Origin of the sequence: Streptomyces sp. NPDC059003 (assembly GCF_042740445.1) — a bacterium.
GTDB lineage: Bacteria > Actinomycetota > Actinomycetes > Streptomycetales > Streptomycetaceae > Streptomyces.
Window position 1 is genome coordinate 42069 of the sequence record NZ_JBHYJH010000005.1, and the last position, 25191, is coordinate 67259.

26 protein-coding genes are annotated in these 25191 nt (G+C 70.5%); 6 read left to right on the forward strand and 20 right to left on the reverse strand.

All coding sequences use genetic code 11. The features are described from left to right. From ACFWZ5_RS04340 to ACFWZ5_RS04435, 20 genes are all read right to left on the reverse strand, one after another. Positions 1 to 2160 carry an integrase gene (locus tag ACFWZ5_RS04340; RefSeq protein ID WP_384890197.1) on the reverse strand — a complete coding sequence of 720 codons (2160 nt, stop codon included), beginning with the start codon at positions 2158 to 2160 and terminating at the stop codon, positions 1 to 3. Next, on the reverse strand, positions 2157 to 3905 hold the full coding sequence (locus ACFWZ5_RS04345; protein WP_384890199.1) for a hypothetical protein: 1749 nt from the start codon (positions 3903 to 3905) through the stop codon (positions 2157 to 2159). Before ACFWZ5_RS04345 ends, ACFWZ5_RS04340 begins: the two co-directional genes overlap by 4 nt. Then, positions 3905 to 5362: a site-specific integrase gene (locus ACFWZ5_RS04350; protein ID WP_384890200.1), complete on the reverse strand. Its 1458-nt coding sequence runs from the start codon at positions 5360 to 5362 to the stop codon at positions 3905 to 3907. The genes ACFWZ5_RS04345 and ACFWZ5_RS04350 overlap by 1 nt, the downstream gene beginning before the upstream one ends. 89 nt (positions 5363 to 5451) lie before the next feature. Beyond that, positions 5452 to 5781 (reverse strand): glycosyltransferase family 2 protein, encoded by a 330-nt coding sequence (locus ACFWZ5_RS04355; RefSeq protein WP_384890202.1) that lies wholly within the window; start codon positions 5779 to 5781, stop codon positions 5452 to 5454. A gap of 2 nt (positions 5782 to 5783) precedes the next feature. Continuing rightward, on the reverse strand, positions 5784 to 6356 hold the full coding sequence (locus ACFWZ5_RS04360; protein WP_384890204.1) for a hypothetical protein: 573 nt from the start codon (positions 6354 to 6356) through the stop codon (positions 5784 to 5786). Between the two features lie 443 nt (positions 6357 to 6799). Then, positions 6800 to 7555, reverse strand: a complete 756-nt coding sequence (locus ACFWZ5_RS04365) for a hypothetical protein (RefSeq protein ID WP_384890206.1) — start codon at positions 7553 to 7555, stop codon at positions 6800 to 6802. 127 nt (positions 7556 to 7682) lie between these two features. After that, the gene (locus ACFWZ5_RS04370; RefSeq protein ID WP_384890208.1) at positions 7683 to 8252 is read right to left on the reverse strand and encodes a hypothetical protein; all 570 of its coding nucleotides are present in this window, start codon (positions 8250 to 8252) and stop codon (positions 7683 to 7685) included. A gap of 35 nt (positions 8253 to 8287) precedes the next feature. Then, positions 8288 to 9307: a hypothetical protein gene (locus ACFWZ5_RS04375; protein WP_384890210.1), complete on the reverse strand. Its 1020-nt coding sequence runs from the start codon at positions 9305 to 9307 to the stop codon at positions 8288 to 8290. Positions 9308 to 9519: 212 nt separating this feature from the next. Continuing rightward, the gene (locus ACFWZ5_RS04380; RefSeq protein ID WP_384890212.1) at positions 9520 to 10110 is read right to left on the reverse strand and encodes a hypothetical protein; all 591 of its coding nucleotides are present in this window, start codon (positions 10108 to 10110) and stop codon (positions 9520 to 9522) included. Between the two features lie 513 nt (positions 10111 to 10623). Beyond that, on the reverse strand, positions 10624 to 11403 hold the full coding sequence (locus tag ACFWZ5_RS04385; protein WP_384890215.1) for a hypothetical protein: 780 nt from the start codon (positions 11401 to 11403) through the stop codon (positions 10624 to 10626). 26 nt (positions 11404 to 11429) lie between these two features. After that, positions 11430 to 11891: a hypothetical protein gene (locus ACFWZ5_RS04390; RefSeq protein ID WP_384890217.1), complete on the reverse strand. Its 462-nt coding sequence runs from the start codon at positions 11889 to 11891 to the stop codon at positions 11430 to 11432. A 76-nt stretch (positions 11892 to 11967) separates the two neighbouring features. Beyond that, the gene (locus ACFWZ5_RS04395) at positions 11968 to 12474 is read right to left on the reverse strand and encodes a hypothetical protein (RefSeq protein WP_384890219.1); all 507 of its coding nucleotides are present in this window, start codon (positions 12472 to 12474) and stop codon (positions 11968 to 11970) included. Next, the gene (locus ACFWZ5_RS04400; RefSeq protein WP_384890221.1) at positions 12471 to 13346 is read right to left on the reverse strand and encodes a ParB/RepB/Spo0J family partition protein; all 876 of its coding nucleotides are present in this window, start codon (positions 13344 to 13346) and stop codon (positions 12471 to 12473) included. Before ACFWZ5_RS04400 ends, ACFWZ5_RS04395 begins: the two co-directional genes overlap by 4 nt. Next, entirely contained in the window at positions 13343 to 14857 is a 1515-nt protein-coding gene (locus ACFWZ5_RS04405) for an ATP-binding protein (protein WP_384890223.1), read from the reverse strand. The genes ACFWZ5_RS04400 and ACFWZ5_RS04405 overlap by 4 nt, the downstream gene beginning before the upstream one ends. Before the next feature lie 160 nt (positions 14858 to 15017). Further along, positions 15018 to 15491, reverse strand: coding sequence for a DUF6238 family protein (locus ACFWZ5_RS04410; protein ID WP_384890225.1), 474 nt, complete (start codon positions 15489 to 15491; stop codon positions 15018 to 15020). Between the two features lie 64 nt (positions 15492 to 15555). Then, positions 15556 to 17028, reverse strand: coding sequence for an SCO6880 family protein (locus ACFWZ5_RS04415; RefSeq protein ID WP_384890227.1), 1473 nt, complete (start codon positions 17026 to 17028; stop codon positions 15556 to 15558). Between the two features lie 83 nt (positions 17029 to 17111). Further along, positions 17112 to 18500 (reverse strand): ATP-binding protein, encoded by a 1389-nt coding sequence (locus ACFWZ5_RS04420; protein WP_384890229.1) that lies wholly within the window; start codon positions 18498 to 18500, stop codon positions 17112 to 17114. A gap of 35 nt (positions 18501 to 18535) precedes the next feature. Then, complete coding sequence (locus tag ACFWZ5_RS04425) at positions 18536 to 19222, reverse strand: hypothetical protein (protein ID WP_384890231.1); 687 nt, start codon at positions 19220 to 19222, stop codon at positions 18536 to 18538. After that, entirely contained in the window at positions 19222 to 19536 is a 315-nt protein-coding gene (locus tag ACFWZ5_RS04430; protein ID WP_030359178.1) for a DUF6112 family protein, read from the reverse strand. Before ACFWZ5_RS04430 ends, ACFWZ5_RS04425 begins: the two co-directional genes overlap by 1 nt. A gap of 140 nt (positions 19537 to 19676) precedes the next feature. After that, positions 19677 to 20813: a C40 family peptidase gene (locus ACFWZ5_RS04435; RefSeq protein WP_384890233.1), complete on the reverse strand. Its 1137-nt coding sequence runs from the start codon at positions 20811 to 20813 to the stop codon at positions 19677 to 19679. A 512-nt stretch (positions 20814 to 21325) separates the two neighbouring features. Here ACFWZ5_RS04435 and ACFWZ5_RS04440 point away from each other — a divergent pair. From ACFWZ5_RS04440 to ACFWZ5_RS04465, 6 genes are all read left to right on the forward strand, one after another. Further along, positions 21326 to 22081, forward strand: a complete 756-nt coding sequence (locus tag ACFWZ5_RS04440; protein ID WP_384890235.1) for a DNA-methyltransferase — start codon at positions 21326 to 21328, stop codon at positions 22079 to 22081. Positions 22082 to 22286: 205 nt separating this feature from the next. Further along, on the forward strand, positions 22287 to 22901 hold the full coding sequence (locus ACFWZ5_RS04445) for a DUF4913 domain-containing protein (protein ID WP_384890444.1): 615 nt from the start codon (positions 22287 to 22289) through the stop codon (positions 22899 to 22901). Further along, positions 22898 to 23386, forward strand: a complete 489-nt coding sequence (locus ACFWZ5_RS04450; protein ID WP_384890238.1) for a hypothetical protein — start codon at positions 22898 to 22900, stop codon at positions 23384 to 23386. Before ACFWZ5_RS04445 ends, ACFWZ5_RS04450 begins: the two co-directional genes overlap by 4 nt. After that, complete coding sequence (locus tag ACFWZ5_RS04455) at positions 23383 to 23997, forward strand: DUF3631 domain-containing protein (protein ID WP_384890240.1); 615 nt, start codon at positions 23383 to 23385, stop codon at positions 23995 to 23997. Before ACFWZ5_RS04450 ends, ACFWZ5_RS04455 begins: the two co-directional genes overlap by 4 nt. Before the next feature lie 20 nt (positions 23998 to 24017). Continuing rightward, the gene (locus tag ACFWZ5_RS04460; protein WP_384890446.1) at positions 24018 to 24545 is read left to right on the forward strand and encodes a GNAT family N-acetyltransferase; all 528 of its coding nucleotides are present in this window, start codon (positions 24018 to 24020) and stop codon (positions 24543 to 24545) included. Next, positions 24502 to 25191, forward strand: coding sequence for a hypothetical protein (locus ACFWZ5_RS04465; RefSeq protein WP_384890242.1), 690 nt, complete (start codon positions 24502 to 24504; stop codon positions 25189 to 25191). The genes ACFWZ5_RS04460 and ACFWZ5_RS04465 overlap by 44 nt, the downstream gene beginning before the upstream one ends.

A 25191-nucleotide genomic window follows, 5' to 3' on the forward strand; every position in this document is an offset into this window, starting at 1 on the left:
TCACGCGGCCGGGGAAGCGGCGTCGATCTCGGCGACCACGCGCAGGGCGCGGTCGCGTTCGGGCAGGAGCCGCTGCTTCTCGCCCTTGGCCACCCTGGGGCTTTCGACGAAGGTCTCGATGGTGGTGACCTGGCCGATCCAGATGGGTCGGTGCCGCTGGTGGTGCGTGGCCTGCGGGCATCGGGCCGAGTCGCACATGCCGATCAGCGGCTTCGTGGCGTCGGGGGTGCCGGCCAGCTTGAGGCACAGGGCCTTGGACGGGTCGCGGAACCAGCAGAAGTTGGCCGGGCCGACGTGCAACGTCTTGGACTGCTTGCGTAGCAGTCCCTCCAGGTGCCGGTCGTCCTGAAGGACCTTCGGGTCATGCTGGGCGGCCTCCTGAAGCTGGGCGTCGACGTGCTGGAACGCTTCGATCAGGCTCCGTGCGCCGGGGCCTGCGGGCCTTTGGCCCGCCTTCATCTCATGGAACGCCTCCACCGTGAGCCGGAGATGCACCTCTTCCTCGGCCTCCTCGGCCTCGGCCAGGAACAGGCGCTGCGAGCCACCAGGTCGCGCGGCATACCCCTCGGTCGTGGCCACAGAGATGTGCTTCAGCGCGATCTTCGCGGCCAGCAGACCGCCGGGGCGCTCGGCGATGGACAGAGCCAGGGTCCGGCGCAGCATCCGGGCGGAGATCGGGCCTTCCGGGATGACCGGCAGGCCCCAGTACTCCCGGTTCCCGGTCTCCTCCAGCCACTCCCGAAGCCGATTGAGGCGCATGGAGAGGGCGATCTCACCGAACAGGGCGCTGCCAACGGTCTTGCCGGTCAGCCGCTCGGCCAGGCCGACCGTGCGGTGCACCTCCTCGATGACCACCCACTCGTCGGGCACTCCGCCCATGCCCTTCCCCTTGATCAGCCGTCCGGCGAGCCGGTACCGCGTCTTGCCCGCGACCTGGGCGGTCCGCCGGCAGCCGACGTTGAGCTCGACCAGTTCACTGTTGCGCATGCCGGTCAGGGCACAGGTCACCACGAGACACGCCGTCAGTACGTTGGCGATCAGGCTGTCGACCTCGGTGTCCGTCAGGGGTCCGGTCCACGCCACCGGCTGGCTGTTGTCGTGGCGGCAGATGGCGGGGGCCTCACGCGCCCAGGGGCCTGCGAAGCCGACGGCCGTGGCGAGTTTGGTCAGGAGCGGCACGACGTGCGGGCGCAGGTACACCGCGCTGATGTCCCGGACGCCGACGCGATGTGAGAGGTGATGCCAGGCGAGGCGGTTCAAGATGCCCAGTTCCTGGCTGGTGCGCAGCTTGGTCACGGCGCCTTCCGGGAGCGGCTCCCCGGCGGCGCGCATCTGCCTGATGACTTTCCGCAGAGCGGGCACATGAGCCACGTTGCCGAGCGGCAGTTCCTTGCGTTCGGCGGCCGTCGCCCGCATCTGCTCCGCCACGACGGCAAGCTGCGGCCCGACCTCGTTGACGAGGTAGAGGCAGGTGGCCAGCAGCGGCTGGAGGATGTGGTCGGGGGCCACCGGTGTCCGGTTGCCCCGCAGCCACTTGGTGCCGACGATCTCCAGGGTGCTCCGCCCGTTCCACGGCACGAAGCCCGCACAGTAGCTGTCCGTGGACAGTAGTTCGCCGTACAGGGTGAGGAGTTGAACGACTCGGACGCTCTCCGCGAGGGTTTCCGGCTCCACCTGCTGCCGCGGCTTTCCCGGCGCGGGCACCCACCACTGCTGCTCGTCGATGAAGCGGTCGCAGTGCTCCTGCGTGACCTCCTCCAGCGAGGTGACGCCCTCTCTGGTCAGCCAGTTGAACCAGTCGGTGAAGCGGTTCAAGAACCGCCGGCAGGTGCGCGGGCTGCGGAACTTGCGCAGCGCGAGGGAGCAGGCCGTCACGCTCTCGTGGTGCGGGGCGAGCAGGGCGAGCAGGACTTCTTTCGCCACCACCCGCCAGGACGTGTTGATGATCGGCGAGAAGTCCCAGAGGAGTTCGTACGCCCGGACCGAGCGGGCCTTGTCCGCCAGCCCGCGCAGATCCCACAGGTCATCCTCGAACCGGGACCGTACGGCGCCGGGCAGCAGCCGCAGGCCGGCAGTCTCGCACACTGTGCAGTCGGCGAAGGCCGACACCGTCCGCCGGGAGATCGTGCGGGGCGCGCGGAGCGGGCGCAAGAGCTTCACTGGGTGGCCTCCTCGGGGCGGAGCGGAATGTCGCTGTCGTCGTCGGCGACCTCGAGGCCGCCCTTGGCCCGCGCCTCCTCGGAGAACTTGGGCAGGATCTCGTGGGTCAGCCGGTGCGCGTAAGGGCCGAAGACGCGGATGTAGTGTTCGACCTGCATCTGCCGGAACTGGCGGGCGAAGAAGGCGTCCAGGCGCAGCAGATTGCCTGCATGCCGGGGCAGGAACACGGCCAGCGGGCACAACAGGCACACCCAGGGCCGAGCCGGGCACGGCTTCCCGGCCGGACCGTGCAGGCCGGCGAGCTGGTCGGCGCAGGCCGCGGTGAAGACGTCGCGTTCCCCTCCGACCAGTTCGGCGATGGTCGCCGTGTCCAGGCCCAGCCGCTTCACCTCATCGGGGAAGTCGGCGGCGAACTGGGCGGCCTGCTCGGTCGTGAGCACCACTGGGGGCAGCGCTTTGCGCAGGATGTCGGCCTGCCCGTCGTTGATGATCGACTCGATGCTGTCGAGCTGCTCCGGATCCGTCGGGGTGGCGTAGTGGTCGCCTTCGGTCCGCGGACTGTGATTGGGGTCGATCAGCGTCCGGCCGGTCCAGCCCCGCCGAGCCAGACGCTCCTCGAAGGTGGCGCGGATCCTGCCCCCGTGAATGACGAGCCGGGCTCCCTTGTCGTCGACGAGTCCCTCCTCGCGAATGAAGGTGCGCCGATCGCGGCCATTGCTCGCGGCACCGGCGATCTCGCTCGTGGACTCGATGCACCCGATCCACAGCTCGTCCCGAAGGTCCGCATCGGCGAAACGGCGCAGTTCGGCGGAGTGCTGCAGCCACTGCTCCAGGAGGCGCACGGCGCGAGCGGTCAGAACCGAACTCTCCTTGGTCGTGCGGCCCTTGAAGTACGACAGCAGGATCGTTGCGTCCCCTGCCCATTCCACGTCGCCTACGCCGAGGTCCGCGATCCCGTCGGGCACCACGCCGCAGTACACGCCCAGCAGGGTCTTGTAGGCGACCAGTACCTTCCGGGCCGGGAAGAGGTCCTCACGTACCTGCCGTACGAGCTCGTAGGTCGCGATGCGGAAGGTCCTCCGCTCCCCGGGGCCCTTGCCGTGATGGCGAGCCTTGAAGTACTCGACGTAGTTCGTGGTGTAGCGCATCGGACCGCGCCGGAGCATCAGCCGGGCGACGGCTTCAGGGGTGTCCTGTGCACCGTCCAGGAGGTCTTGAGCTTCGTTCGCGGCGGCGAGAGCTCGCTTGTGGCGAGCGAAGCTCTCGTTGACAACGCGTCGGCAGGTCTCCTCCAGTTGCTCCCACTCGCCGTCGGAGTACGCCTCGTAGGTGCCCAATTCCGGCCGGATCTTCAAGGGCTCGCCGTCGAGGAAGTCACACACCTCGGTGCGCAGGCTCCCCGTGGCGTCGTGGAAGTCGGTGAGCAGCCGACGGGTGTCGCGCTCCTTCACATGGTTGGTGGACATCCAGTAGCGCACCAGAACCGCGCGGGTCAGATCCGCGGCCGAGCCTGCGAAGCCTGCCTTCGACAGCTCCCGGACCATGTTCCGCAGCGAGACACCATAGCCCTTGGCAGTCGTCTTCCTCGTGATGCCCCCGTGAGGGTGCGCGTTCGCGGCTAGTCCGACCGCGAGATCCCGGGCCAGAGCACGGTTGGGCAGTCCAGCGAGCCGCACAGTCCACTCACTGCCGTCGGCGAAGACGAAGCGGACACCCAACGGCTCGTCAATGACGATCGCCGGCATCAGCCGTCCACCTCGCCGGTGAACTCTGCGGCAGCCTCTGCCTCTGCAGCGCGGTTCCGGCGGGTGAGGGTGCTCTCGTAGAGCTCCTTGTAGATCCGGGACACGTCCAAGCGCGCGATATATAGCTCCGTGGACGTGACGCTCCAGTGACCGAGCAGGTCACGCAGGATCATCATGGGCTCGTGCTTGCGCAGCCACAGGGCGAGCGCGGCGTCCTCGTCCGTGTCGTCGACCAGCTGCGCGATCCTCCGATAGCGGCCCTTGACCAGCTCCTCTAGGGTGCGCATCGCCATCGAGTGGCGCAGCCGATGCGGGGCGGTGGTCGGAAACCGGGGCTCGTATCGATCTCGGATCCGTGCAGAGGTCCGGCGGAAGACCGTCGCCCAGTCGACGAAGGGCTGGCCGGTGGACTGCAGACCGACCAGCGGAGACTGCCCGTCCGGGGTGACCAGGCACAGCCGTTCTTGCGGCCGCAGGCTCCGCCACGACTTGCGTATCCCGTTGAGGCGGGCGCCCTCCCAGTCGGGTTCCTCGACCAGCAGCGGCTCGCCGAGCCTCCACGGTGGCCGCCAGGTGAACCCCTCGGCCGACGCGGCACGGTCGAGATCGATGTACTGGTGCATGGCGGCCAGTTGTGCGTAGTGGACCCACGTCACTCGGTCCTTCTCGCCCTTGGTGATCGCGTACGCGAGCGGGAACTGCACCGGCAGCTGGGTCGGCCGCGGCGGAAGGGGCGGCACCTCGTAGGTCGTCAGGTGGGTGAACTCCTTGCTGCGGAGCCCGCTCGACAGCACGTAGTCAGCCATCGCCGAGTTCCGCGCGGCCTCCCGCGGCCGCCGGTAGCGGAGGTCCGGTTCACCGTCCGGCCCGAGACCGGCCAGCGCCCGTACGAACAGCTCGGAGAAGTCCTTCTCCAGGTGCTTGATCGTGGTGTGGGGGCGCGGTCGGCGGAGCGTGGCGAGGTTCCTCTTGGTCTTGACCACGGAGCCCTGGGCCATCCTGCAGCCCATGCGGTAGGTGAACGGCACCGCGTCCACGACGGCTGCCTCGTCCTTCGCCCAGTTGTAGAAGGCGGACAGGATGCCGACGTGGAGGTTCCATGTGGTGTGATCCCACCGCTCCTTCAGCGAGCCAGCGAGGCGGTACTCGGCGTACATGCTCAGCGCCGACCGTAACTCCTGGCGGCTGCCGAACGGATGGACACCGCGGCCCTTGAGGAACGTGAACCAGTCGCGCAGGCAACCCGCGCTGTTTTGCCATGTCCGCACGGCTGGTGACCCGTTGACCGGCAGCTCACGGAGGTACCAGTTCCCCACGGCGGCCGGCCGCGGCGCCCCGGGCCCGTCCTCGAAGAGCAGGTCATCGTCGAACAGGACCGGCATCCGCTCACGAATCATCGGCTGGCGCGCCAGGTCCCAGCTCTCCCAACCCGCGGACGAGAAGCTGATCATCTGCATGGCTGGAGACCCTAGGTATCCGACAGGAGGACGTGCAACAGACTGTCACGGCACACTCCGGGCTGGGACGAAGGAATGCGACACAGCCGTTAAGCAGGGACTTCGTCGTCGTCCATGTAGCACACCAGAGGGGTACGGACGGTGCGCAGGCCCAGGTTGCGGGCGGCGGCAGCGCCGACCGGGCGGGGCACTTCGACCACGCGGATGCGGGCATCGGCGGCCAGCGGTTCGGGCAGGAGCGCGGGGTCGGCCCCGTCGAGGATGAGGACGGCCTCCCACGGCACGCTCTGGCGGGTCAGGCTGGTGTGCAGTTCGGCGAGGTAGCCCAGGCGTTCGGGCCGGAGCCGGGTGGCGATGACGACCGTGATGTCGGGGCGGGAGTGCGAGGACAGGATGTTCTCCAGAGACGAAAGAGGCAAGGTCAGCGGTGGGCGGCGGACCGGGGGGCCGGTACGGCAGGTGTCGGAGCGGCCGGGGCTGGCCGGGTGCGCGGTGGTCGGCTAGCGGGCACCGGATGGCCGGGGAGCCACAGGTACGGGCTGTCGCTGAACCGGGTGCGCGGGTCGGTGTTCCAGTCGACGATCGGCCCGCGGTCGGCCGCGTACAGGCTGATGACTTCGATCCCGGCGGGATGCAGGACATAACCCCAGGACAGAGAACTGGAGTTGGCCTCGGTGATGACCTCGCGCTGGGGCGGGGAGCCGTCCGAGGCGATGATGTCGTCCATCTCGCGGCTGGGCCATCTCTCCCCGCCAGTCAGCTTCTTGATCAGCGACTTGGGGGCACCGTCGAGGAGGTCGGTGCCCAGCTCGTCCCAGGCGATGGCCACCTGGTCGATGAGGTGGACGCTCATAGCCTCGACGTCGCGGTCGAAGCGGTGCTGGTAGGCGGCCAGGAGCAGCGGAAGGCGACCGCTGGGGTAGCCGTCGAAGTGGACGTATATGCCGGTGTAGCCGGTCTCGGTGGGGCGGGCGATGCAGGAACCGGTGGACAAAGGACCTCGAAGGGGCGGTGGTGGTTAGCGGTGGGCACTCGGACGGGTCGGCGCCGTGGCAGGTGCGGAAGCGGACGACGAGGGCGCGCTCGGCATGGCGCGAGGCGGCCGGGTGGCGGGCACCGCCCGGTTGGATGCCCACAGGACCTGGTGGTCGCTGAACCGGTGTCCCAGGGCACGACGGGGCCGGTGCCGTCCTGGCGTAGAGGGATGACCTCGATGCCCAGCTGGGGGTGGAGCACGTAGTCCCAGTCCAGGCCGCTGGTGGTGGTGTCAGTGACACGGACGGGCAGAGCATCCGGGGCGCGGGATTCGTTGAACTGCCGCCCCGGCAGCGTCCGTGGGGAGGTGAGTTCGGCGCGCAGGGGTTGCGGGGCCGCCGACGAGGAGATCTGCGCCGAGCGATGACCAGCCGATGGGTACCCGGTCGATCAGGTACTCGGTCAGGGCGTCGATGTCTCCTGCGAAGCGGTGCTGGTAGGCGGCGAGGAGCAGCGGGAGATGGCCGCTGGGGTAGCCGTCGTTGTGGACGTATACGCCGGAGTAGCCGGTCCCGGCGGGGCGGGCGATGACAGAGCGTGTGGACAAGTGGCCTCAGAGGAGTGCTGGTTATCGACCATGCGTCGGGTCAGGCGGAGTTGTGCTTGAGAGAGGGCCGTCACCAGGCGGGGGCCGACGAAGAGGGCCACGACGCCACCCGCGAAGTGGAGGGCCACGGCACCCTCGGGCGTCGGGCCGCCCCAGGCCGGGTTCGGGTAGGGGGCCCAGCCCCAGATGGGGTACGTGAGGTTGCGGGCGCAGACGATCAGTACGCCCGCGGCGAGCGCGAAGGCGAGACCGCTCAGGAGCAGATCGACGAAGAAGTAGCCCAGCGTGCGGCCGAGTCGTCCCCGCCCCTGGCCGGGCTTCATGCGCATCCCGAAGAACCACCGGGCGCGTGCCCGGCCGAAGGCGCCGGTGCAGGTCACCGCGAGGGCGGTCGCCACGAGCGCGCCCGCGATCCCGAGTTGTGGCACGCCCTCCTCCTGGCTGATCCGCAACGCGTTGACCACGACGAAGAACCAGGCAAGGCCCAGCGGTGCCAGCAGCGCGTGCAGCATGTGCCGCCAGGTGACGGCGCGGAAGGGCACGCGCACCAGGTCGGCGACGAAGCCGCGGGGGCTGCCGCCCGGCGCGGAACGCACGGTCGTACGGGACATGAAGGTTCTCTCCTCCGGGGAGCGAGGTGGTTCAGGGGGCTCAGGATGGTTCCGGAGACTCAAGGCGATTCGGGAAGTCCGAGGAGTGCGGAAAGCCGTGCGGGGTCGGCTCGCCGTCTGTGTCGCTTCAGGGCGTCCCGGGCCCACCCCGCGAACCCTTGCCGGGGGCAGGTCCGGTGGGAGGGGCGGGCGGAGCCGGGGGCAGAGCGGGCGCCGTGCTGGCCGGGTCATGGGCCGGCGCCTTCGGTGCCGGTGCGGGGTCGTAGGCGGCGCGCAGGATGGCCAGGTCGGCTCTGTGCGCGAGGGCCAGTGCGTCAAGGCTGCGGCTGGCTGCTGCCATCAGCATCTTGGGCGGGGACTCTGGCTCCGCTCCGCGGTTCTGGCCGCGCCATCGGGCGGCGGCCAAAAGGTAGTCGCTGACCGCCTGGAGCACGGGTTCGGCCGCGTCCAGGAGGTGCTGGGTGACGGCGCTGGCCTGCGCTGGTGTCTCGGCCGCGGCGAGTGCGTGGTGATACGGGGCGAGGTCCGGGCCCGGCAGGGGGGTGTCCGGCAGCGGGTGTTCGCCCAGGAAGGGTTCGGCATCCCGTTTCGCCCAGCGGAGCAGGTCGCGTTCGGTGGCGGTGCCGTAGCGGGCGGCGGCGATCTGGTCGGCGTCGCGGCCGACGTTGTCGTACAGCTCGAAGTCGGGGTCGGGCACGGGCAGTTCCAGGTCAGGTGCGGGGGAAGGTGGCGCTACACGCGGGGCAGGGACGGGGAGTTGACGGGCGGGCCGGAGGCGTCGGTGCGGGCGCAGGTGTAGGCCAGGAGCGTGGCGGGCGCGGCCTTGGCGGGGACGGTGGCGGCGTCGTTGCAGACGAATTCGTAGCGGATGCTCGTGCGCGGGATGTCGTGCAGCCAGGCCCGGTCGTCCTTGCCGGGGTTGAGTTGCAGCCCGGAGCGGGCGACCGCGTCGGTCTGGGTGTGGGTGTGGGAGAAGAAGACCAGCGCGCCGCCGTCGGTGGTCTTGAGCGCGTACGCGTCGCGGTAGCGGTTGGCGGCGTCGGCGAAGGTGCTGGTGCCCTGGCTGCCGTACTGCTTGACGGTCTCGTCGTGGACCTTGATCTGCTGGCTGCTCGCCTTGCTCGTGGCGAAGACCTTCTTCCCGGAGTTCTGGCCGCCGGTGGCGAAGTTGTCCAGGATGCCGCTGCGCAGCAGGTCGGCTCCCGCGGGCAGGTCCTTGTTGCCGTTGGCGGCGACGGCGGTGGCGTATCCGTCGGCGTCCAGGGCGACCTTGGGCAGGTCCGTGCCGTACAGATCGGCGACGGAGACCATCTCCCACCGCTTGTGCTGCGGCTGTTCGGCGAAGACGGTGAGCCGGTCGGGGGCCTTGCCCTTGGTGCTGGAGAGCGCGGCGGCGAACCAGCGCGCCTGCCCGGATGCGATGCGCGGGATGTACAGCTTGGCGCTCTTGGTGTCGTACGCCCACGGCTTGTACGCCTTGCGCTCGGACTTGGTCAGGCCCTCGGTCTCCTTGTACTCGGAGACCGACATGGCATACAGGGGACCGTCCTCGATGGTGTCGAGCAGGTCGCGGTCGCGGTCGGCGTTGGCCTTGTTGTTGACCGTCGCATACCGGTCGATCTCGGCGAGGGCCTGCTGCTTGGTCAGCGCGGGCGGCAGCTCCCGCTCCTTCTCGGCGCTGGCGGACGGAGCGGGGTTCTTGGCCTCGGGGCTGTCGCTGCCGCTGTCGCAGGCGGTCGCGGCCAGGGCCACGCAGGCCGTGGCGATGGCCAGGGGGAAACGGTGGAGGGGGCGGCGGATGAGGTGCTCCTCAAGACGGGGGTGGTGGGTGATCCGCCTCTAGGGTCCGGACAATCCCCGGTTTCGCTAACCGGGGATCGTCGGCTATGTTGCCGCCTTCACCCGCGCGGTCACGCGGGCGCGAAGCTGCCCCGCAGCGGGGTATCGCGCGGTGTCTGCGCAGGTCAGCGGAGGGTTCTAGAGGCGGTCGGCGGCACGGGAGCGGGCACGGGCCGTGCGGCAGGTGTCCGGTTGCGGTGAGCGGGCGGAGCAGTTGGCCCACGCCGTGCCCCGGATGCCGCCGCGACGAGCAGGTCGGCGTCCCGGTGCAGGTTGCCGGCCGCGTCGGCCAGGTGCCGGTGGGCACTGAACAGCCGGTCGTTCAGGACCGCGCGTGCCGTGTCGATGGCCTGGGCACGTTCGGGGGTGCGTGGGCCGGCACTGATCTCATGGAGGCGGCCGATCTGGGCGACGGCCTCGCCCAGCTTGGCCAGCGCCCAGCCGAGAGGATCGGCCGCCCGCGTCATCAGGGCGACCTTGCGGTGGGCCAGGGCATCTGCCGCGCGAGGATGCTGCTTCGCCGCCCGGCCGTGGACGGCGGCTTCATGCGCGAGCGAGGCGAAGACGCCCGCGATGACGCGGACTTGGTCCTCCACTTCCTCGCTGATGCTGGCGAGCGAGTGAGTGGACTGCGGGGCCGGCAGATCGTCGGCGGCATGGTGGATGCGCTCGGCCAGCGAGTGCAGGTGCGCCGCCTGCTCCAGACCGGCGAGCAAACCGGGCGCCTCTGGCGCTGTCACCGGGTGCGACCAGGCGTGGGCAGCACCGCCGTCGGCAGCCCGATACTCGAACCTGTGACGGTCGCCTTGGTGGCCTGGCGCGCGGGGGAGCGGGGGGCCAGGGCACGCATGCGGTCGACGGCGACGTGCAGGTCTTCACCGAGCCCGCGCAGGGTGGACGCGGCGTCCTCCAGGTCGTAGTGGAGGTCGAACCCGTCGTCGTGGTCGGCCTCCTTGGCCTTCTCGGCTGCCGCTTCGAAGAACTCGGCAAGCCGCTCCAGCAGACCGTCGGTCGGTTCCAGGACCTGGTCGGCCAGGGCAGCGGCGTGCTCGTAGGACGTCGTGCCGTTGAGCTGGTCGGTGAGCGCGAGGACCTGGCGGCCGTATACATAGCGGCCGTCGGGATCGGTGGGGGTGGTGATGTCCGCGGCGGGGACCGCGGGGGTGGCGGAAGACGTGGACAGGTGGGATCTCCTGAAAGCAGGGTCGGGCCGCGATACCCGGCGGGGTCTAGCGGTGTTGGGCGGCGGGTGTCGAGCCCGGCAGCGGGGCGCGGGTGTTCAGCGCGGGCCGCGCGGCGGGAGGCGGCGGGCTGTGCCGGAGGTTGACGCCGATGCGGTGGGCGGCGAGCCGCTGTGCCACGGCCTGGATGCGCAGGGCCTGGTCGGCCTCGCCGTGCGCGGCGGGCAGGAGGAAGGCGCCTTGGTGCGGGTGGTACTGGAAGCCGTGGACGTAGAGCGTGGTGCGGGCCTCTGCCGGCACCGTCGCGTACGGCGTGCCGAAGGCGCCGTCGGCGTACCGGGTCAGGGTGAGGACCTGGTCGACCTCGGGGGGTGCGGGGCGCAGCGGGGGTTCGGGCTGGGCCTGCGCGTTGTGGTGCACGGCGGCCAAGGCGCGCTGGTAGCGCGGCAGGACGCGGCGGCTGACCGCGACGGCGGCGCGCAGCGGGTCGTTGCCGACCTTGATGCCGTTGGGCTCGTCGACGCCATGGAAGTGGTGGGACTTGAGGCCCTCGTCCGGGGCGAGGGGGACCACGAGGAACTGGTCGGGATGCAGCGGACGGTCGATGACGCACAGCCGTTGACCGTCGGGTCCGGTCAGCTGGGCGTCGTGACCGAGGACGAACTCGCTGAATGCCCAGCTGACGTGGCCGTTGTCCCAGACCTCGTCGTCGAGAGGGAACTGGTCGCTGTACGCGTCGTGTTGACGGTACGTGCTGTGCCAGTCGCCGGGCAGGCGGGCGGCGAGCGCCTCGGCGAAGGAGACGAGGTCGGCGCGGGAGACGGGCATGGGCTCCTTGGAAGAGAGGGGCAGGGTCACCGGCGACGCGATGGGCGGCCGGGTGGAGCACTGGGGGCGGCCGGGCGGATCGGGGCCTGGCCGGCGTGATGCGCCGGTTGTGCGGTGACGTCGCCGAGGGCTGCCACCTGACGGTAGACATGGAGGACTTCCTTGAGGCGCTCGATGGCGTCGGCGCGGCGCGCGGCCAGGATGTCGATCTGCGTGGCGCTGTTCTGCAGGACTCCCACCGAATTGATCTGCGCCTTCCCGGTAGCGACGCGCGTCAGAGTGGAGGCCGCGTGCTGAGCGGCGTCGATGAGCTGTTCGTGTACGCGGTCCAGATGACGGGCAGCCACGACCACCAGCCAGGCGACGACGTCCTCGGTGGAGTCGGCCGTGTGGAGTCGGCCGAGGCGCTGCGGCGAGGTGCCGAGGGCCTCGACCACCATCTGGGAGCCGACGGCGGCAGGGGACGGGATGCTGGGTGGGGTATCCATCAGGCGTGTGGGCCGGGAGTGTTGAGAGAAGCGGCGAATAGGCCCGGCCTCGTGAGGCGCCGCACGTTCGAACCGGTCATGGCTCAAGTCCATCGGCTTGGGCGGTGTGCTCCTCGCTCCAGCCGAAGACCACACGTTCCAGGTCGAGGAGGTAGAGGACGTCCCGGTGGGCGCGGAAGGCGTCGAGGCGTTCGTCGGCGTAGTCCTGGACCTCGTTGTCGGCGTTGTCGACGCGGGCGCGGTTACGGCGGGACAGGCGTTTCCACTCCAGCAGATCGGAGTCGGTCGCGCGGGCCATCCACACCCAGATCCCGTTGCCCAGCTTCACGATGTCGGTGGGGTGAAACAGCGAGCTGGTGGGGCGGCGGCGGGGGTTGCGGTGCTCGCCGAATGCCGTGACGAGACTCTGGGCGAGTCGCTCCATGGCGGCGGCCTGGATGTGCGGGTCGAGGTCCCCCCGGGCGAGCTGGTCGCGGACGGCATCGATGAGGTCGCGCTTGCGGAACCGGCCGTCGGTGTCGGTCAGAGCGACAGCGGTCTGCTCGACGATGTGCTGGAGCCGGATTTCGGCGGTGGTCGTCACGGCAGGTCACGCTCCTGCCAGACCTGGTCCATCTCGGCCAGCGCCTGCCTGGCATACGCGATGGTCTCGCGGGTGATGGGCGCGCCGCTGGCGTAGGCAGGGTCGTACCGGTTGAACGTGCGGGTGCCGCGGGCCTGGGCGAGCGGCGGGACCAGCTCGTCCAGGAAGCGGGTGGCCACCCGGCGCTGCCGCTTGTCCTCTTCGAGGCGCTCGGTGCGCTCTGCCCATGCGCCGGTCAGAGTCAGGGCGCCCTCGACGACCCGGTCGGCCAGCTCGGGGTCCTCCTCCCGCAGGCGGGCGAGCTGGACCTCGGCCGAATTGGCCTTGGCCTTGTTCTCCTGGGCGATGGCGTACGCCTCGTTGAGTCCGGTGGCGCCGCTGATGACCGGGTCCACCAGGTCGGGCGCGTGCTGGAGTACGACGTTCGCCTTGCCTACGGTGCCGAGCGAGATTCCCAGCCGTTCACTCAGTGAACGGGAGGACTGTTCACCCGGTGAACGCTCGCCCTGTTCACTGAGTGAACAGGCTTTGGCTGTGATCATGGCCATCTGGCCCTTGGTCAGATTGCGCCGGTGGATGTTCGCGGACAGGGCGTAACTGTCGGGGTCCCCTTCGTGAGTGGTGTACGAGGGAGCGATGCCGGCGATCTCGCATGCCTTCAGGCGGTTGCGTCCGTCGATGACCCGGCCGCCGGCGTCGAGAACGACGGGGTGTAGCAGGCCGTGTTCCTTGATGTTGTCGGCGAGGGCCTTGAGGTCGTCCTCCTCGAGTTCGGGGAAGAGCAGGATGGTCGGATGGAAGTGGATAGTGGGTCTCCTGAAGGGCAGAGGGAGGGGGATGCTCGGCGGGCTGGACGGGGAATGGCCTTTCAATGCATCCGGGCATCCGTGTCAAATAGGGTCAATTCGTACGGGTGGAGAAGGTGTTGGACGATGAAAGATCGTCCGGCGACCTTCCATAGGCCGCGGCCTCGGTTGAGGTGGGAGATGGCGTCGCTCTCCACCGAGGTGAGTCCCAAGAGCGCTGCTGCGGCGTGGAGTTGGTCGGTCTCCTGGCGGTAGATGATGCGCGTGGAGCAGTCGGCGAGCAGACCCTCGGCGAGGGCGCGTCCGCGGGATCCGGCGTCGCCCGCCGTGAGTAGGTCGGACAGGCGGTGGATGACCATCAGGTTGGCGATGCCCAGGCCGCGGCTGAGCTTCCACTGGGACTGCATGCGCGCCAGCAGGCCGGGGTGGCGCATCAGGCGCCATGCCTCGTCGTAGACGATCCATCGCCGACCGCCGTTCGGGTCGGAGAGCGCGGACTCCATCCAGGCCGAGGCGCAGGTCATGGCGAGGACGAGGGCGGTGTCGTCGCCGGAGCCGCCCAGGCGGGACAGGTCGATGGTGAGCATCGGCGAGCTGGGATCGAACGCTACGGTGCTCGGGGCGTCGAACATGCCGGCCAGGTCACCGTGGACGAGGCGGCGCATGGCGTGGGCCAGGTCGCGGGAGGCATCGCCCAGGCGTCCGGACATCATGCCGCCGGCGGTGTCGAGTTCGTCGGGGCTGTTGAGCATGGTGGCGATGTCGCCGAGCAGCGGGGTGCGTCCGTTCGCGGCGGCGCGGGTGACCACGGCGTCCAGGGCGACGTCGAGTCCGGTGTGCTCCATCGGCAGCAGGTCCCGCCCGAGCACGGTGCGGGCCAGGGAGCCGAGCAGCAGCAGGCGCCGTTTGCGGATCTCGCTCGCCCAGTCCGTCTCGGAGACCGACGGCGGGCGCGGGGCCGCGTCCAGGGGATTGAGCTTGCCCGGCAGCCCAGGGCCGAGCGCGATCGAGGTGCCGCCGAGCGCGGCGGCCACCGGGGTCCATTCCCCCTTGGGGTCACACGGCACATAGACCCTGTATCCGAAGGACACCGATCGCAGGGCGAAGGACTTCGCCAGAGCGCTCTTGCCCTGGCCGATCACGCCCGCGAGCAGCACGTTCGGGTTGGTGAAGCCTTCGATCTTGCCATACAGGGCGAACGGGTCGAAGCAGAAAGAGGCTTCGGCGTGCACGTCGCGGCCGATGTAGATGCCCTCGGCGCCGAGACCGCCTTCGGCGAGGAAAGGGTAGGCGCCCGCGACGGTGGCGGTGGTCATGCGGTGCGCGGGCAGTTTCAGCTTGCCGCCGCGTGCGGAGGCGGGGCCGGGACGGCCGCTGGGCGGGAAGAGGGGCTGCGGCATCTCCTGCTCGGCCGGTTCGGCGCCGGCCGGGTGCAGGGCGGCTTCGGCGCGGGCCTTGGCGGCGGCCTCGGCGAGCTGTCGGCGGGCTGCCTTGCGGCTGGCGCGGTCGGTGCCGTGCGGGGTGAACAGGGGAGAGGCCGAGGCGCGGCGGGCGCGCCGGGCGGGCCGGTGGGTCATGACAGGGCGGCTTTCAGGTGACGGCGTCGGGGAGGCGGGCGATCACACGACCGGGGAGGCGGTGGCCAGGGCCCCGGTGCCGGTGAGCGCGGCGAGAACGAGGGCGGCGGAGGTGGAGCGCTTGAGCGTGCGCAAGTCAGGGGCCTTTCGCGGAGGGGAGTTACTGGGCGCAGGTGGTGCTGTGGCCGTGCAGGGGGCTGTTGAGGTCGGTGGGGGTGGTCGTGCGGCGCACGAGGTGGCTGGCGGCGAGGTGGCGCTGGCAGATGGTCAGCACCGGGGGGCCTTCGGGGAGTCGCTCGGGATGGCACTCCTCCTCGTCCGCAGGCGTCTCATGGACGGTGGGCAGGAGGTGGAAGGCGTCGTGGAGGGCGGCGCCGGCCTGCCACAGGCGGGTGCCGGCGGTGGCCAGATGCCGTCCTGCCGCCGGGTGCGGAGACCGGGTTGCTGCCTGGAGTTGGTCGACGAGGCGGTGCAGGGAGATCAGGTGCGCGTGCAGGACGTCGAGGTGGGTGCGGTCCGCGGGCACCGGCGCGGTGGCCGCTTCGGCGGTGAGGGTGCGGGTGTGGTGGCGCACTCCGGCACTGGCGGCCCGGAGATAGGGGTGCGCGTCGCCGACGGGGTTGGCTGAGGTCAAAGGGGAAGATCCTTCCTGCCTGTGCGGCAGGGCACGGGCCCCAATCGGGTGGGGCCGAGGTGGATTACAGGGCGGTGCGGGCCAGGGGCAGCGCGCCGAGGGTGAAGGCGTCTGGCTGCTGGTAGAAGAGGCGGCGCAGGTCGACCTGGGCGGTGACGGCGGCGGTCTCGATCTGCGCGCACGCGGCGTCCAGCAGGGTGTCGGTCTCGGCGGAGACGGTGAGCAGGCCGGTCAGGGCGACGTCCGCGTGTCCGGCGATCAGCTGCCGCTCGCGGGTTTTGACGTCGGCGTACTCGACGCTGTCGGCCTCGGAGTCGACCTGCCCGCGCCGCGAGCGCTCGGCGGCATCCGAGATGATCGCGGCCTTCCTGCGCTGGACGTCGCGCATCGCGGACTCGAGCCCCTGGGGCACGTATATAAGGGACAGGCTGCGCCGCACACCGGCGGTGAACATCAGCCCGTGCAGGAACCCGGCGCCGGTCTCCGTGCGCGGCCAGTCCTCGACCCAGTACGTGGCGTGCCGCGCGGAGTCGGTGGCCACCCGGTCGTACTCCTCGACCTGGACGACGGGCCCGGCGGCAGCGGGGTCGGCCTCGGCGCGCCCGCTCTCGGACCACTGCTGCAGGCCGGAGAGCGCCTTGGGGTCGTAGGCGGTACGGATGACGGCGGCGATCTCGCGGGCGGTCAGCCAGCCGGTCACCATCAGGCCCGCGCTGCGGGCGGCCTGGGCGATAGCGCTGGTGGTCTGCTCCATCACCGTGAATGCCCCGGGGAAGCCGCCGCCGGCCTGACTGATCAGGCGCTTGGCGGCCTTGAGGTCCAGGGAGATCGCTAGGTACGCCTCGTGCGGGGCCGCGGCCGGTCCGGCGGAGGCGACCAGGTCGGAGTACACCTGCCCGGCGACCGGGGTTTCGGGGCGTCCCTGCTGGGCCCAGTGGCGGGCGAGGGTGTCGCCGCTGTCGGGCACGGTGCGCTCCAGGACCTGCACGGAGGCGACGTGCCCGGTCCGCGCGATGCCCGCCAGGGCTCGTCCCCACCCGGACACGTTGTGGTTCTGCGTTGCGGGGTCGAGCAGGGCGAAGGCTCTGCTGGAGACGCGGGCGACGGCGGTCAGAGTCTGACTGTGCGGGTCGTGCACCGCGGCGGCGCCATTGGCTGAATCCGAGGGCGTGACGACGCGCAGGGAGGCGGCGGTGCCGGGCAGGTGGAGGGTGCCGTCGTGGCGGGGACGGGTGACCGGCCGGGCCAGCCACAGGGTCTGCCCGTTGCGCCGGCGCCGGGTGAAACGGAGGACGATCGGTGCCCAGTCGATCAAGGACCGGCCGTTGCGGCGGATGGCGACCAGCGCGGCGACCGCGGCCCACAGCGGGGCGAGCACGATCGCGCCGAGCAGTCCGGTGCCGACGACGGTGACCAGCAGCAGCGCCAAGGCCGAGGAGACAAGGACCAGTTGGGGAAGGGTGAGGCCGAGCAGGATGCCGCGCTTCGACCTGTGGGGGAATTTGACCGTAAGGGGGGTGATCGAGAGTTCAGACAAGGGCCGTTCCGGTGGTGCGCGGGCGGAGCCGGAGCGGCACACACGGGGGCGTGGTGCGTGCCGCTCCGGGGTGAGGGGCGGGGTCAGATGCCGGTGGGCGGAGGCGGCGGAGGCGGTGCGCCGGCGCCGCCGGCACCGGATGAGGAAGCGGAGTTCGGGGCCGGGGGCGTGCCCTGCGGCGGAGGGGTGGACGAGCCCGCCGGGTTGGACATGAACCCGCCGCCGGACGGGGAGCCCGAGCCTGAGCCGGGTCCGCCCTGGCCGGGACCACCGCCGAACTGGCCGCTGGTGTCATCGCTGGGGCGTGTGGGCGGAGGCTGGACGGCCTTCTCCAGCCCGTCCTTCATGCCCTGGCCGCCGGAGGAACCACCGGAGTTGCCGGAGTCCTGGCCGCTGCCGCCGGTGGGGTTGGCGGCGATGTCGCCGGGGAAGCCGCCGCCGGGCACCGAGTCAGGTCCCTGCGGGGCGGCGCCCGCTCCGGCTGCCGCGCCGCCACTTCCGGCGGTGGCCGCCATCGCGGCGGCCTTGCGGCCTGCGCGCTCGGTGTGCTGCTTGGCGAGCTGGGCTCCGGCACCACCGGCTCGGTGTATCGATTCTCCGTCAGTGCCTTCTGCGGCCCAGTGCACGAACTTGAAGGTCGCGTACGGGCACAACAAAACCAAGACCATGATCACGATGCCGGACATGACGTCGGCGAGCGCGCCGAGTCCGTCTTCGGCCTCGGTCTTGCCCATGGCGGCGATGCCGAGCACGAAGATCACGGTCATCAGGAGTTTGCTGACGACGAGGGTGGCGGTGGCCTCGATCCAGCCGCGCCGCCAGCGGCGGGCGACTTCCCAGCCGCCCCCGGCTCCGGCGAAGACCGCCAAGGTCACCATCACGAGGATGCCGACCTTGCGGACCATCATCACGCACCAGTAGAGGAACGCTCCGATAGCGGCTCCGATGGCGGCGAAGACCGCGACGAGCCAGCCGAGGCCGGCGAGCGCCGGGATCTGGCTCACCTTGACGATGCGCCGCACGGCCGATTCGATCGACAGGTTGGACGCCTTGAACAGACCGTCCGACAGAGCGTCCACGACTTCGATCGCGACGGTGGTCAGCGCGATGGCGCTGAAGGCGAAGATCACGCCAGAGGCGGTGCCGGTGAACGCCTGGCTCAGGGCCTGGCCATCGCGTTTCATCGCGGCCCGCACCAACTGGGCGCAGAAAGTGGCGACGAGGATGACCAGGCCGATCGGCAACAGCATCTCGTAGTTGTCGCGGAACCAGCCCGCGTTGAGGTCCACCTTGGTCGTGGCGTTGACGGCCTTGGCGGCCAGGTCGGCCGCTGCGGCGGCGAGTTCGCCGGACGACTTGGCCATCCAGTCGCCGATGACCTTGCCCGGATCGCTGGCGAAGTCGACGGCACCCTTGGCGGCACCGGCGATGCCGCACACCTTGTCGGCAAGGGGGAGATTGCAGAAACCCACGGGAAGTCGGCCTCCTTTCGTGTCTCAGGCGCGGGTCACTGCGTGACGTTCGGGGCGATGGCGGCCAGGGTGCAGTCGTGGCCGGGGCGGCACTGGACAGCCAGGGTCACGGCGCGCTCCTCGGCTCCGCCGCCGCCCTTCTTCCAGCTCAGCTGCTGTTTGCCGTTGACGGTGACGACGTAGACGTACGCCTCGGTGATCGCGGACGGATCATCGGCCAGGGCCTGCTTGAACGCGCCCGGGTAGTGGCCTTCGGCGACCTTCGCGGTGGCGTGCTGCTCGTTGTCGGCCATACGTGACCACAGGGTCGGATCCGGCACTTGGGCGTTCACCGAGGTCCAGTCGGCGTACTTGGTCTCCTTCGTCATCCACGCGCGCATCCCGGCCAGCTGCTGGTCACGGGTGGTGTCGCGGGTGTCGTAGGACCACAGCATCGCCGCGGCGGCCTTGGCGAAGGCGACCGGCTCGGCGATCTTCGGCGGCTTGGGTACCGACCCCGTGCCCGTGCCGGGCTTCGGCGCCTGCTCGGAGGGCGAGGTGCTGCCGGCGGCGGACGGTGAACCGGTCTCGGAGTGCCCGCCGTCGTCGCGACCGGCGAAGAACGCGACGGCGGCGGCCAGGGCCAGCAGGACGGTGAGGGTGATCGCGACGATCGCGATGCGGCGGTTGGCCGACCAGCCGACGCCGTAGGAGGACAGGGAGAGGGAGCGGGAACGTTTCATCAGTGGACCTGCGACCCCAGGGCGCTGAAGAAGGCCACGATCCCGTTTGCGGCACCCAGTCCGAGTGCGGCACCGGCGGCGACGATGGCGCCCTTCTTGCCGTTGGCCTCGGCCTGGTGGCCGCCGGTGTGGTGGCCCCAGGCCCACACGCCGAGCGAGACGGCCAAGGCCCCGACGACGGCGACGATGCCGAACAAGTTGATCGAATTGACGACGTTCTTCAGGACGGCGAGGCCGGGCAGGCCGCCGCCCTTGGGGGAGACGCCTGGGTCGTAGGCGAGCTGGATGACGCGGTCTGCGAGAGGTATGGGCATGGGGTTGGCGGGACTCCTTGCGTGCGCAGGCCGGATGCGGCCCGGCGAAAGGGGGAAGAGAAGATGGGGGAGGGGCGCGAGCGGCGCCGAGAGAGTCCGGCCCGGCCCGCGTGGTGCGGGTTCTCGGGCGGCGGACGGCGTCAGAGGACGCGGCGGACGGCGAGAATCGCCCAGTCCTTCAAAGGCGTGATGCGTACCGGTTTGCCGGTTTTCGGGGCCTCGATGACGAGCCCCGCACCCATGAACATCCCGACATGTTCGGGACGCTGGGCCGTACCGCGGCTGAAGATCAGGTCGCCGGGCTGCAGCTTGTTGGGCGAGATGGCCTTGCCCTCGTTGACCTGGGTGTACGTGGTGCGGGTCAGTTTGATCCCGGCCTTGGCGTACGCCTGCTGCATCAGACTGCTGCAGTCGCAGCGGCCCATCGGGTCAGGGCCGTGCGCAGCCGTGCAGCTGCCGCCCCACTGGTACATCGTGCCGAGCTGGTGCATCGCCCAGTCGATGGCCTTGCGCGCCTTGGGGTCGGCGTCCTTGGGGATCGTGTAGCCCTTGGGCACGCTGCCCTCGGGAATGCGCCCGTAGGAGGAGCCGTCCTCGGCCGGACCGCAGCCGGAAGCCGGGGAGTCGGTGTCCTTGGACTTGTCGCCGTCCTTGGCGAGCTTGTCCTTCTCCCCGTCGGGGAAGGTGGCGGCGATGGCCTTCTGCAGGGCGGTGGCCAGCGGCTCCCACTGCGCGTACGCGTCCGGGAAGCCCGACTTCTGCACGGCCTGGGCGGCCTGCGTGACGGTCATCTGTTCCCAGCCCTTGACCTTCAGCAGCGCCTTGTAGAACCGCTCCGAGGCGTACACCGGGTCGCGGATCTGCTGGGCGGTGCCCCAGCCCTGGCTGGGCCGTTGCTGGAACAGGCCCAGCGAGTCGCGGTCGCCGGAGCCGAGGTTGCGCAGCCGTGATTCCTGCATCGCGGTGGCGAGCGCGACGATCTGACCGCGCTTGGGCACATCGAGGGAGAGGCCGGTGGCGACGATGGTCTGGGCGTTGGGGACCTGCTCGGCGGGCAGGGACAGGCCCTCGACCTTCACGTCCTTCCCGGACGCTCCGTCGAGGATCTTGGTCACCTGTTTGGTGACGGCGTCGGTGTCGACGTCATGCAGGCAGTCGCTGAAGGAGCTGGTGGTTTCGGCGGCTTCGCTGGAGGCGGCGGCCACCGTCATGGCCGTCCCGGCGAGCAGCAGGGGGGAGAGGAAGACGACGCCGATGCCGGCGGCTATCGCCTTCAATCCGGCACGCCTCCCGGCGGCGGGGATTCAGGCAGGGGAGGGTAGGGAGTTGTCACAAGGGCGTCCTTGAGGGGGAAAGTCCCGGCCGCGCGGGCGTGCTTGGGGAAGGCCGCGGCGGCCGGTGGTGGGTAGATCGGGGCCCCGACGCACGCGGCGAGTTGCACCTCGCTTCTGCGTGCGTCGGTCAGGTTCAGGTGTGGCCAGGCATGGCGGTCCTCGGTTCGTGAGGGCGGGCGGAGTGGGGAGCCGTCGGCGGGATCTGCCGGGCTCTAAAACAGTAAGCGCGGATCCCCGGTCGGCGGCATAACACTCAGTCAGAAAACAATTCCGCAGGAATTTCGCCCAGCGACACCGCTCCACCGGGAATCGTGCCCTACATTGATGACTCCTCCCCCTCGCGCCCCGCTTTGCGGCCCCTGGGCATCTTCATGCCCGGTCTCGGCCCGCGGGGTTCTGTTCGAGAGTCGGAGCGTTCTACCTACCTGTCATCGACCCGAATTGGGGTATCCCCTTTGCCTTTTTCCCTGCATCAGGGCGACGCGCTGAGCGTCCTTGCCGAGCTTCCGGACCACTGCGTGGACTCCGTCATCACCGACCCGCCGTACAACAGCGGCGGCCGGACGGCCAAGGAGCGCACCAGCCGCAGCGCGAAGCAGAAGTACACCTCCGCCGACGCGCAGCACGCACTGCCGGACTTCACCGGCGAGAACATGGATCAGCGCAGCTACGGCTTCTGGCTCACCCAGATCATGACCGAGGCGCACCGGCTGACCAAGCCCGGCGGCACCGCGCTGCTGTTCACCGACTGGCGCCAGATGCCGACCACGACGGACGCCCTGCAGGCCGCCGGCTGGCTGTGGCGCGGCGTGCTGGCCTGGCACAAACCGCAGGCCAGGCCGCAGAAGGGCCGATTCACCCAGAACTGCGAGTTCATCATCTGGGGCTCGAAGGGCGCCATCGACGGCTCCCGGAACCCGGTCTACCTGCCCGGCCTCTACTCCGCATCGCAGCCCTCGGGCAAGAACCGCCAGCACATCACGCAGAAGCCGGTGGAGGTGATGCGCGAACTGGTGAAGATCTGCCCCGAGGCCGGCACCGTGCTGGACTTCACCGCCGGATCAGGGTCCACCGGCGTTGCGGCCCTGCTGGAGGGGCGCTCGTTCATCGGGGTGGAAAAGACCCGCGAGTACGCCGAGGTGGCCGCAGACCGGCTGACCCAGGCCGTGCAACAGACCCTGTCCCAGGACGACTTCGGCCTGTCCGCCTAGGGACTTCCCGCTGCCCGGCACGGGGCGAGAGCGGACTGCTGGTTCGCCTTTCCCCGCGCCGCGCGATGCGTTATAGCACCGGATCCCCGGTTAGCGAAACCGGGGAATCTCTGGATCGTGGAGCCGTCATTCCCACGCCATCGGCCGCGGCTTCAAGGAGAACCATTTCGTGCCCGAATCCATAGACCTCCCCGACGACGGGGAAATGGACCCTGTCCGGCTCCCGGACTCGAACCTGGAGAGCGTCGAGGCCAGCGTCCGCAAGCTCATGGAGCAGCAGGCCGAGCAGGCCCGGCAACTCGACAGCCTCTCCGCACCACCGGACCCCTCGCCCTTCGCGGCGTTCGGCATGCCCAGCCTTCCCGGGATGCCCGGAGCGCCGATCCAGGCGCCGCCCGAGCCGCGCCCGATCCTGGAACTGGAGGGCGAGGAGTACGAGGACGAGCTGGACGCGCTCACCGACTGGGTCGACGACTACCTCATCCGCATCTACGGCGCCGAGGTCACCACCGCGGCCCCGTGGTGCAAGCAGTGGCAGGAACACGACGACGTCGTCGCCTGGCTCCACGCCCTGTGGATGGCCTACCAGCAGCACAAAGACCCCGAAGCCGGGCCGTCCGGGATGTTCGTGTGGCACCGCGACTTCCTCACCCACTGCCTGGCCCATGTGCGCGCCCCCGGCGGACCGCTCTCGGCCTGCCAGACCGACCCCGACCGCGACGCACACCGCCTGCTGCCCGGCCCCACCTCCTCGATCCGCTCCGCACGCTCGGCCTCCGCGGACCAACCGGAGCCCGGCGAGCCGGACCAGGCCGCATGAGAGGGCCCGAACACCGGCCCGCCTTCGGCCTCTCCTTCGACCCGCGCGCCCTGACCGACCTCCTTCAGGCCCCCGGCGACATCCGCGACCTGGCCCTCGCCCAGCTCCAGGACGTCGTCAACGCCAAGCAGTTCGGCCCCAAACTGATCGGCGAACTCGCCGACTACCGCAAGCTGTACGTCGATCACCGCAAAGCCTGGCGCATCGTCTACGCCCAGCGCCCGGCCCCGCCGGAGGCGGCGCACCGCACCGAGATCCATGTGGTGGCCGTACGCCCGCGCGACCGCCACGAGGTGTACAACGTCGCCCGCAAACGCCTGGGCATCACGCGCCGCCCGGTGAGCGCGCTCGCCCATGCCGCCCGCTCCCGCTCCCCGCAGCTTGAGACGCGCCGCGACGTCCCCAAGCCGGGCCCGCCGCCGTACGCGATGCCTGGCCTTCCCCGACCCGCCCTGTCCCCGACTCCGAAGGACCGCACTCTTTGACGACCCACTTCCCCTCCGGCCTCGACGACCTCACCGCCACCCTCGCCGGCCTCGACATCCCGCAGGAGAACCCGCACCACCGGGCAATCGTCGACACCTACCGCCGAGTTCAGCAGCTGGACGCGCAGCTCCTCGCCGTTACCGTCGGTGAGCCGACCGGCTGCCTCGCCGACACCCACGAGCAGCTGGAGCAGCTCACCGACGTCCTCATCCTGCGCATGCTGGCCGGCGCCGAGCTGACCCGCCTGCTGAGCATCCAGTGCTGCTGCAAGCCCGTCGCCGGTGACGGCGAAGCGGACACCGCCGACGACGAGGCGGACTGCCGCTCCTGCCCGGACACCGAGCACACGATCGTCCACGCGTGTCTCGACGTCTTCGCCGCTGAGGGCAACCCGGACGCCATGTCCTCGGCCGATCTCACCGACCGCCTGCGCCAGTTCCCCGGCATGGCGGAGAGCCGCTGGTCGTACGCCGAACTCACGCCACTGCGCCTGGGCCGTCTCCTGGCCCCGTACGGCGCGCGCCCACGCAACGTCCGCTTCGGCACCCACCAGCTCAAGGGATACCTGCGCAGCTCCCTTGAGGCCGCGCTGCCCGACTGCTCCTGCTGAGGCACCCCGCCCTCACCGCCCTGCGCCGCGTCAAGGCCGAGGACTTCCCGCTCGTCGACGCCTTCCACCAGCGCTGTTCCCCCGCGCACTTGCTGCGCCGCTGGGGCCGTACGCACCTGCCGCACCGCACCCTTGGCCAGCTGCTGGCGCATGCCGACTGCTGGCTGGGGCTCGGCGCCGGCGACGAGCCGCTCGCGCTGGTGTGCACGGGTCCCGTCAGCCGGGAAGCGGGCGTCTTCGACCTCGGGCTCCAAGTCGCCGACGCCCACCAGCGCCGGGGCATCGGCACCGCGCTGGCCCGCCACGCCGCCCAGCACGCCCATGCCCGGGGCGCCCACACCCTGAGCACCTACACCGAGGCATCCAACCGCCCGATGCTCCGCCTGCTGAGGCGTCTTGGTCCCATCCGCGAAACGCGGCACGGACCGCATCTCGCCGTACGCCTGCATCTCGGCGTGAGCGGCCTTGCGCACCGGACCTCGCCCCACCCCAAGGAACCTCTCTATGCCCCGCAAAGCTCCGGTCGAGAAGGCTCTGACCCAGCTTGACCACCGGATCGAGGCCGCCGTGGGCCACAGCATCGACCGGCTGTGGCAGCACCGCGACCGCGACCTGCTCGACGAACCGCACACGCAGCTGGTCGACGCCCACCGGGCCCTCGTCCAGGCCGAGACCAACGTGATCTTCTACCGGTCCCAGCTCAACAGCCTCTCCTCCGGCGAGTACCCGGTCGATGCCACGCTGTTCGAGCGCATCGACCGGACCGTCGGCCTGCTGGAGGACGCGGCCCGCACCCGGGATGAGCGGCAGGCCCAGGCCATTGCCGCGCTCGAGCCCGTCGAAGCCGCCGCCCGGGACACGGCTCCCCGAAACGTGCAGGACCTGCCCGCGCCCGACATCGCCGCGCTGCTCGCCATCACCCAGGGCGCCAAGCTCCACCAGAACCTGCTGACGCAGCAGGTGTACGTCGTCACCGCCTCCGGCACACGCATCCCCTACAGCCAGCTGCAACGCCTCGAAGAGGACCGCCTGGTGGTGCGCGACACCTCCCACCCGGTCACAGCAGGCCAGCCCGTCACCCTGACCGACACCGGCCGCGCGGCCCTGACCGCCCCGCGCTCGCCCAGGGCGCCCGGCGCCGTCCCCGTGCCCCGGCCCGGCACCTGGCCCGCTGCCACCCCCGCCCGCCGGTGA

Coding starts and splice junctions, on each gene's coding strand:
- ACFWZ5_RS04345 (WP_384890199.1), bottom strand. CDS start 3,905: ATGCCGGCGATCGTCATTGACGAGCCGTTGGGTGTCCGCTTCGTCTTC.
- ACFWZ5_RS04350 (WP_384890200.1), bottom strand. CDS start 5,362: ATGCAGATGATCAGCTTCTCGTCCGCGGGTTGGGAGAGCTGGGACCTG.
- ACFWZ5_RS04365 (WP_384890206.1), bottom strand. CDS start 7,555: ATGTCCCGTACGACCGTGCGTTCCGCGCCGGGCGGCAGCCCCCGCGGC.
- ACFWZ5_RS04385 (WP_384890215.1), bottom strand. CDS start 11,403: ATGCCCGTCTCCCGCGCCGACCTCGTCTCCTTCGCCGAGGCGCTCGCC.
- ACFWZ5_RS04390 (WP_384890217.1), bottom strand. CDS start 11,891: ATGGATACCCCACCCAGCATCCCGTCCCCTGCCGCCGTCGGCTCCCAG.
- ACFWZ5_RS04405 (WP_384890223.1), bottom strand. CDS start 14,857: ATGACCCACCGGCCCGCCCGGCGCGCCCGCCGCGCCTCGGCCTCTCCC.
- ACFWZ5_RS04425 (WP_384890231.1), bottom strand. CDS start 19,222: ATGAAACGTTCCCGCTCCCTCTCCCTGTCCTCCTACGGCGTCGGCTGG.
- ACFWZ5_RS04430 (WP_030359178.1), bottom strand. CDS start 19,536: ATGCCCATACCTCTCGCAGACCGCGTCATCCAGCTCGCCTACGACCCA.
- ACFWZ5_RS04445 (WP_384890444.1), top strand. CDS start 22,287: ATGGACCCTGTCCGGCTCCCGGACTCGAACCTGGAGAGCGTCGAGGCC.
- ACFWZ5_RS04450 (WP_384890238.1), top strand. CDS start 22,898: ATGAGAGGGCCCGAACACCGGCCCGCCTTCGGCCTCTCCTTCGACCCG.
- ACFWZ5_RS04465 (WP_384890242.1), top strand. CDS start 24,502: ATGCCCCGCAAAGCTCCGGTCGAGAAGGCTCTGACCCAGCTTGACCAC.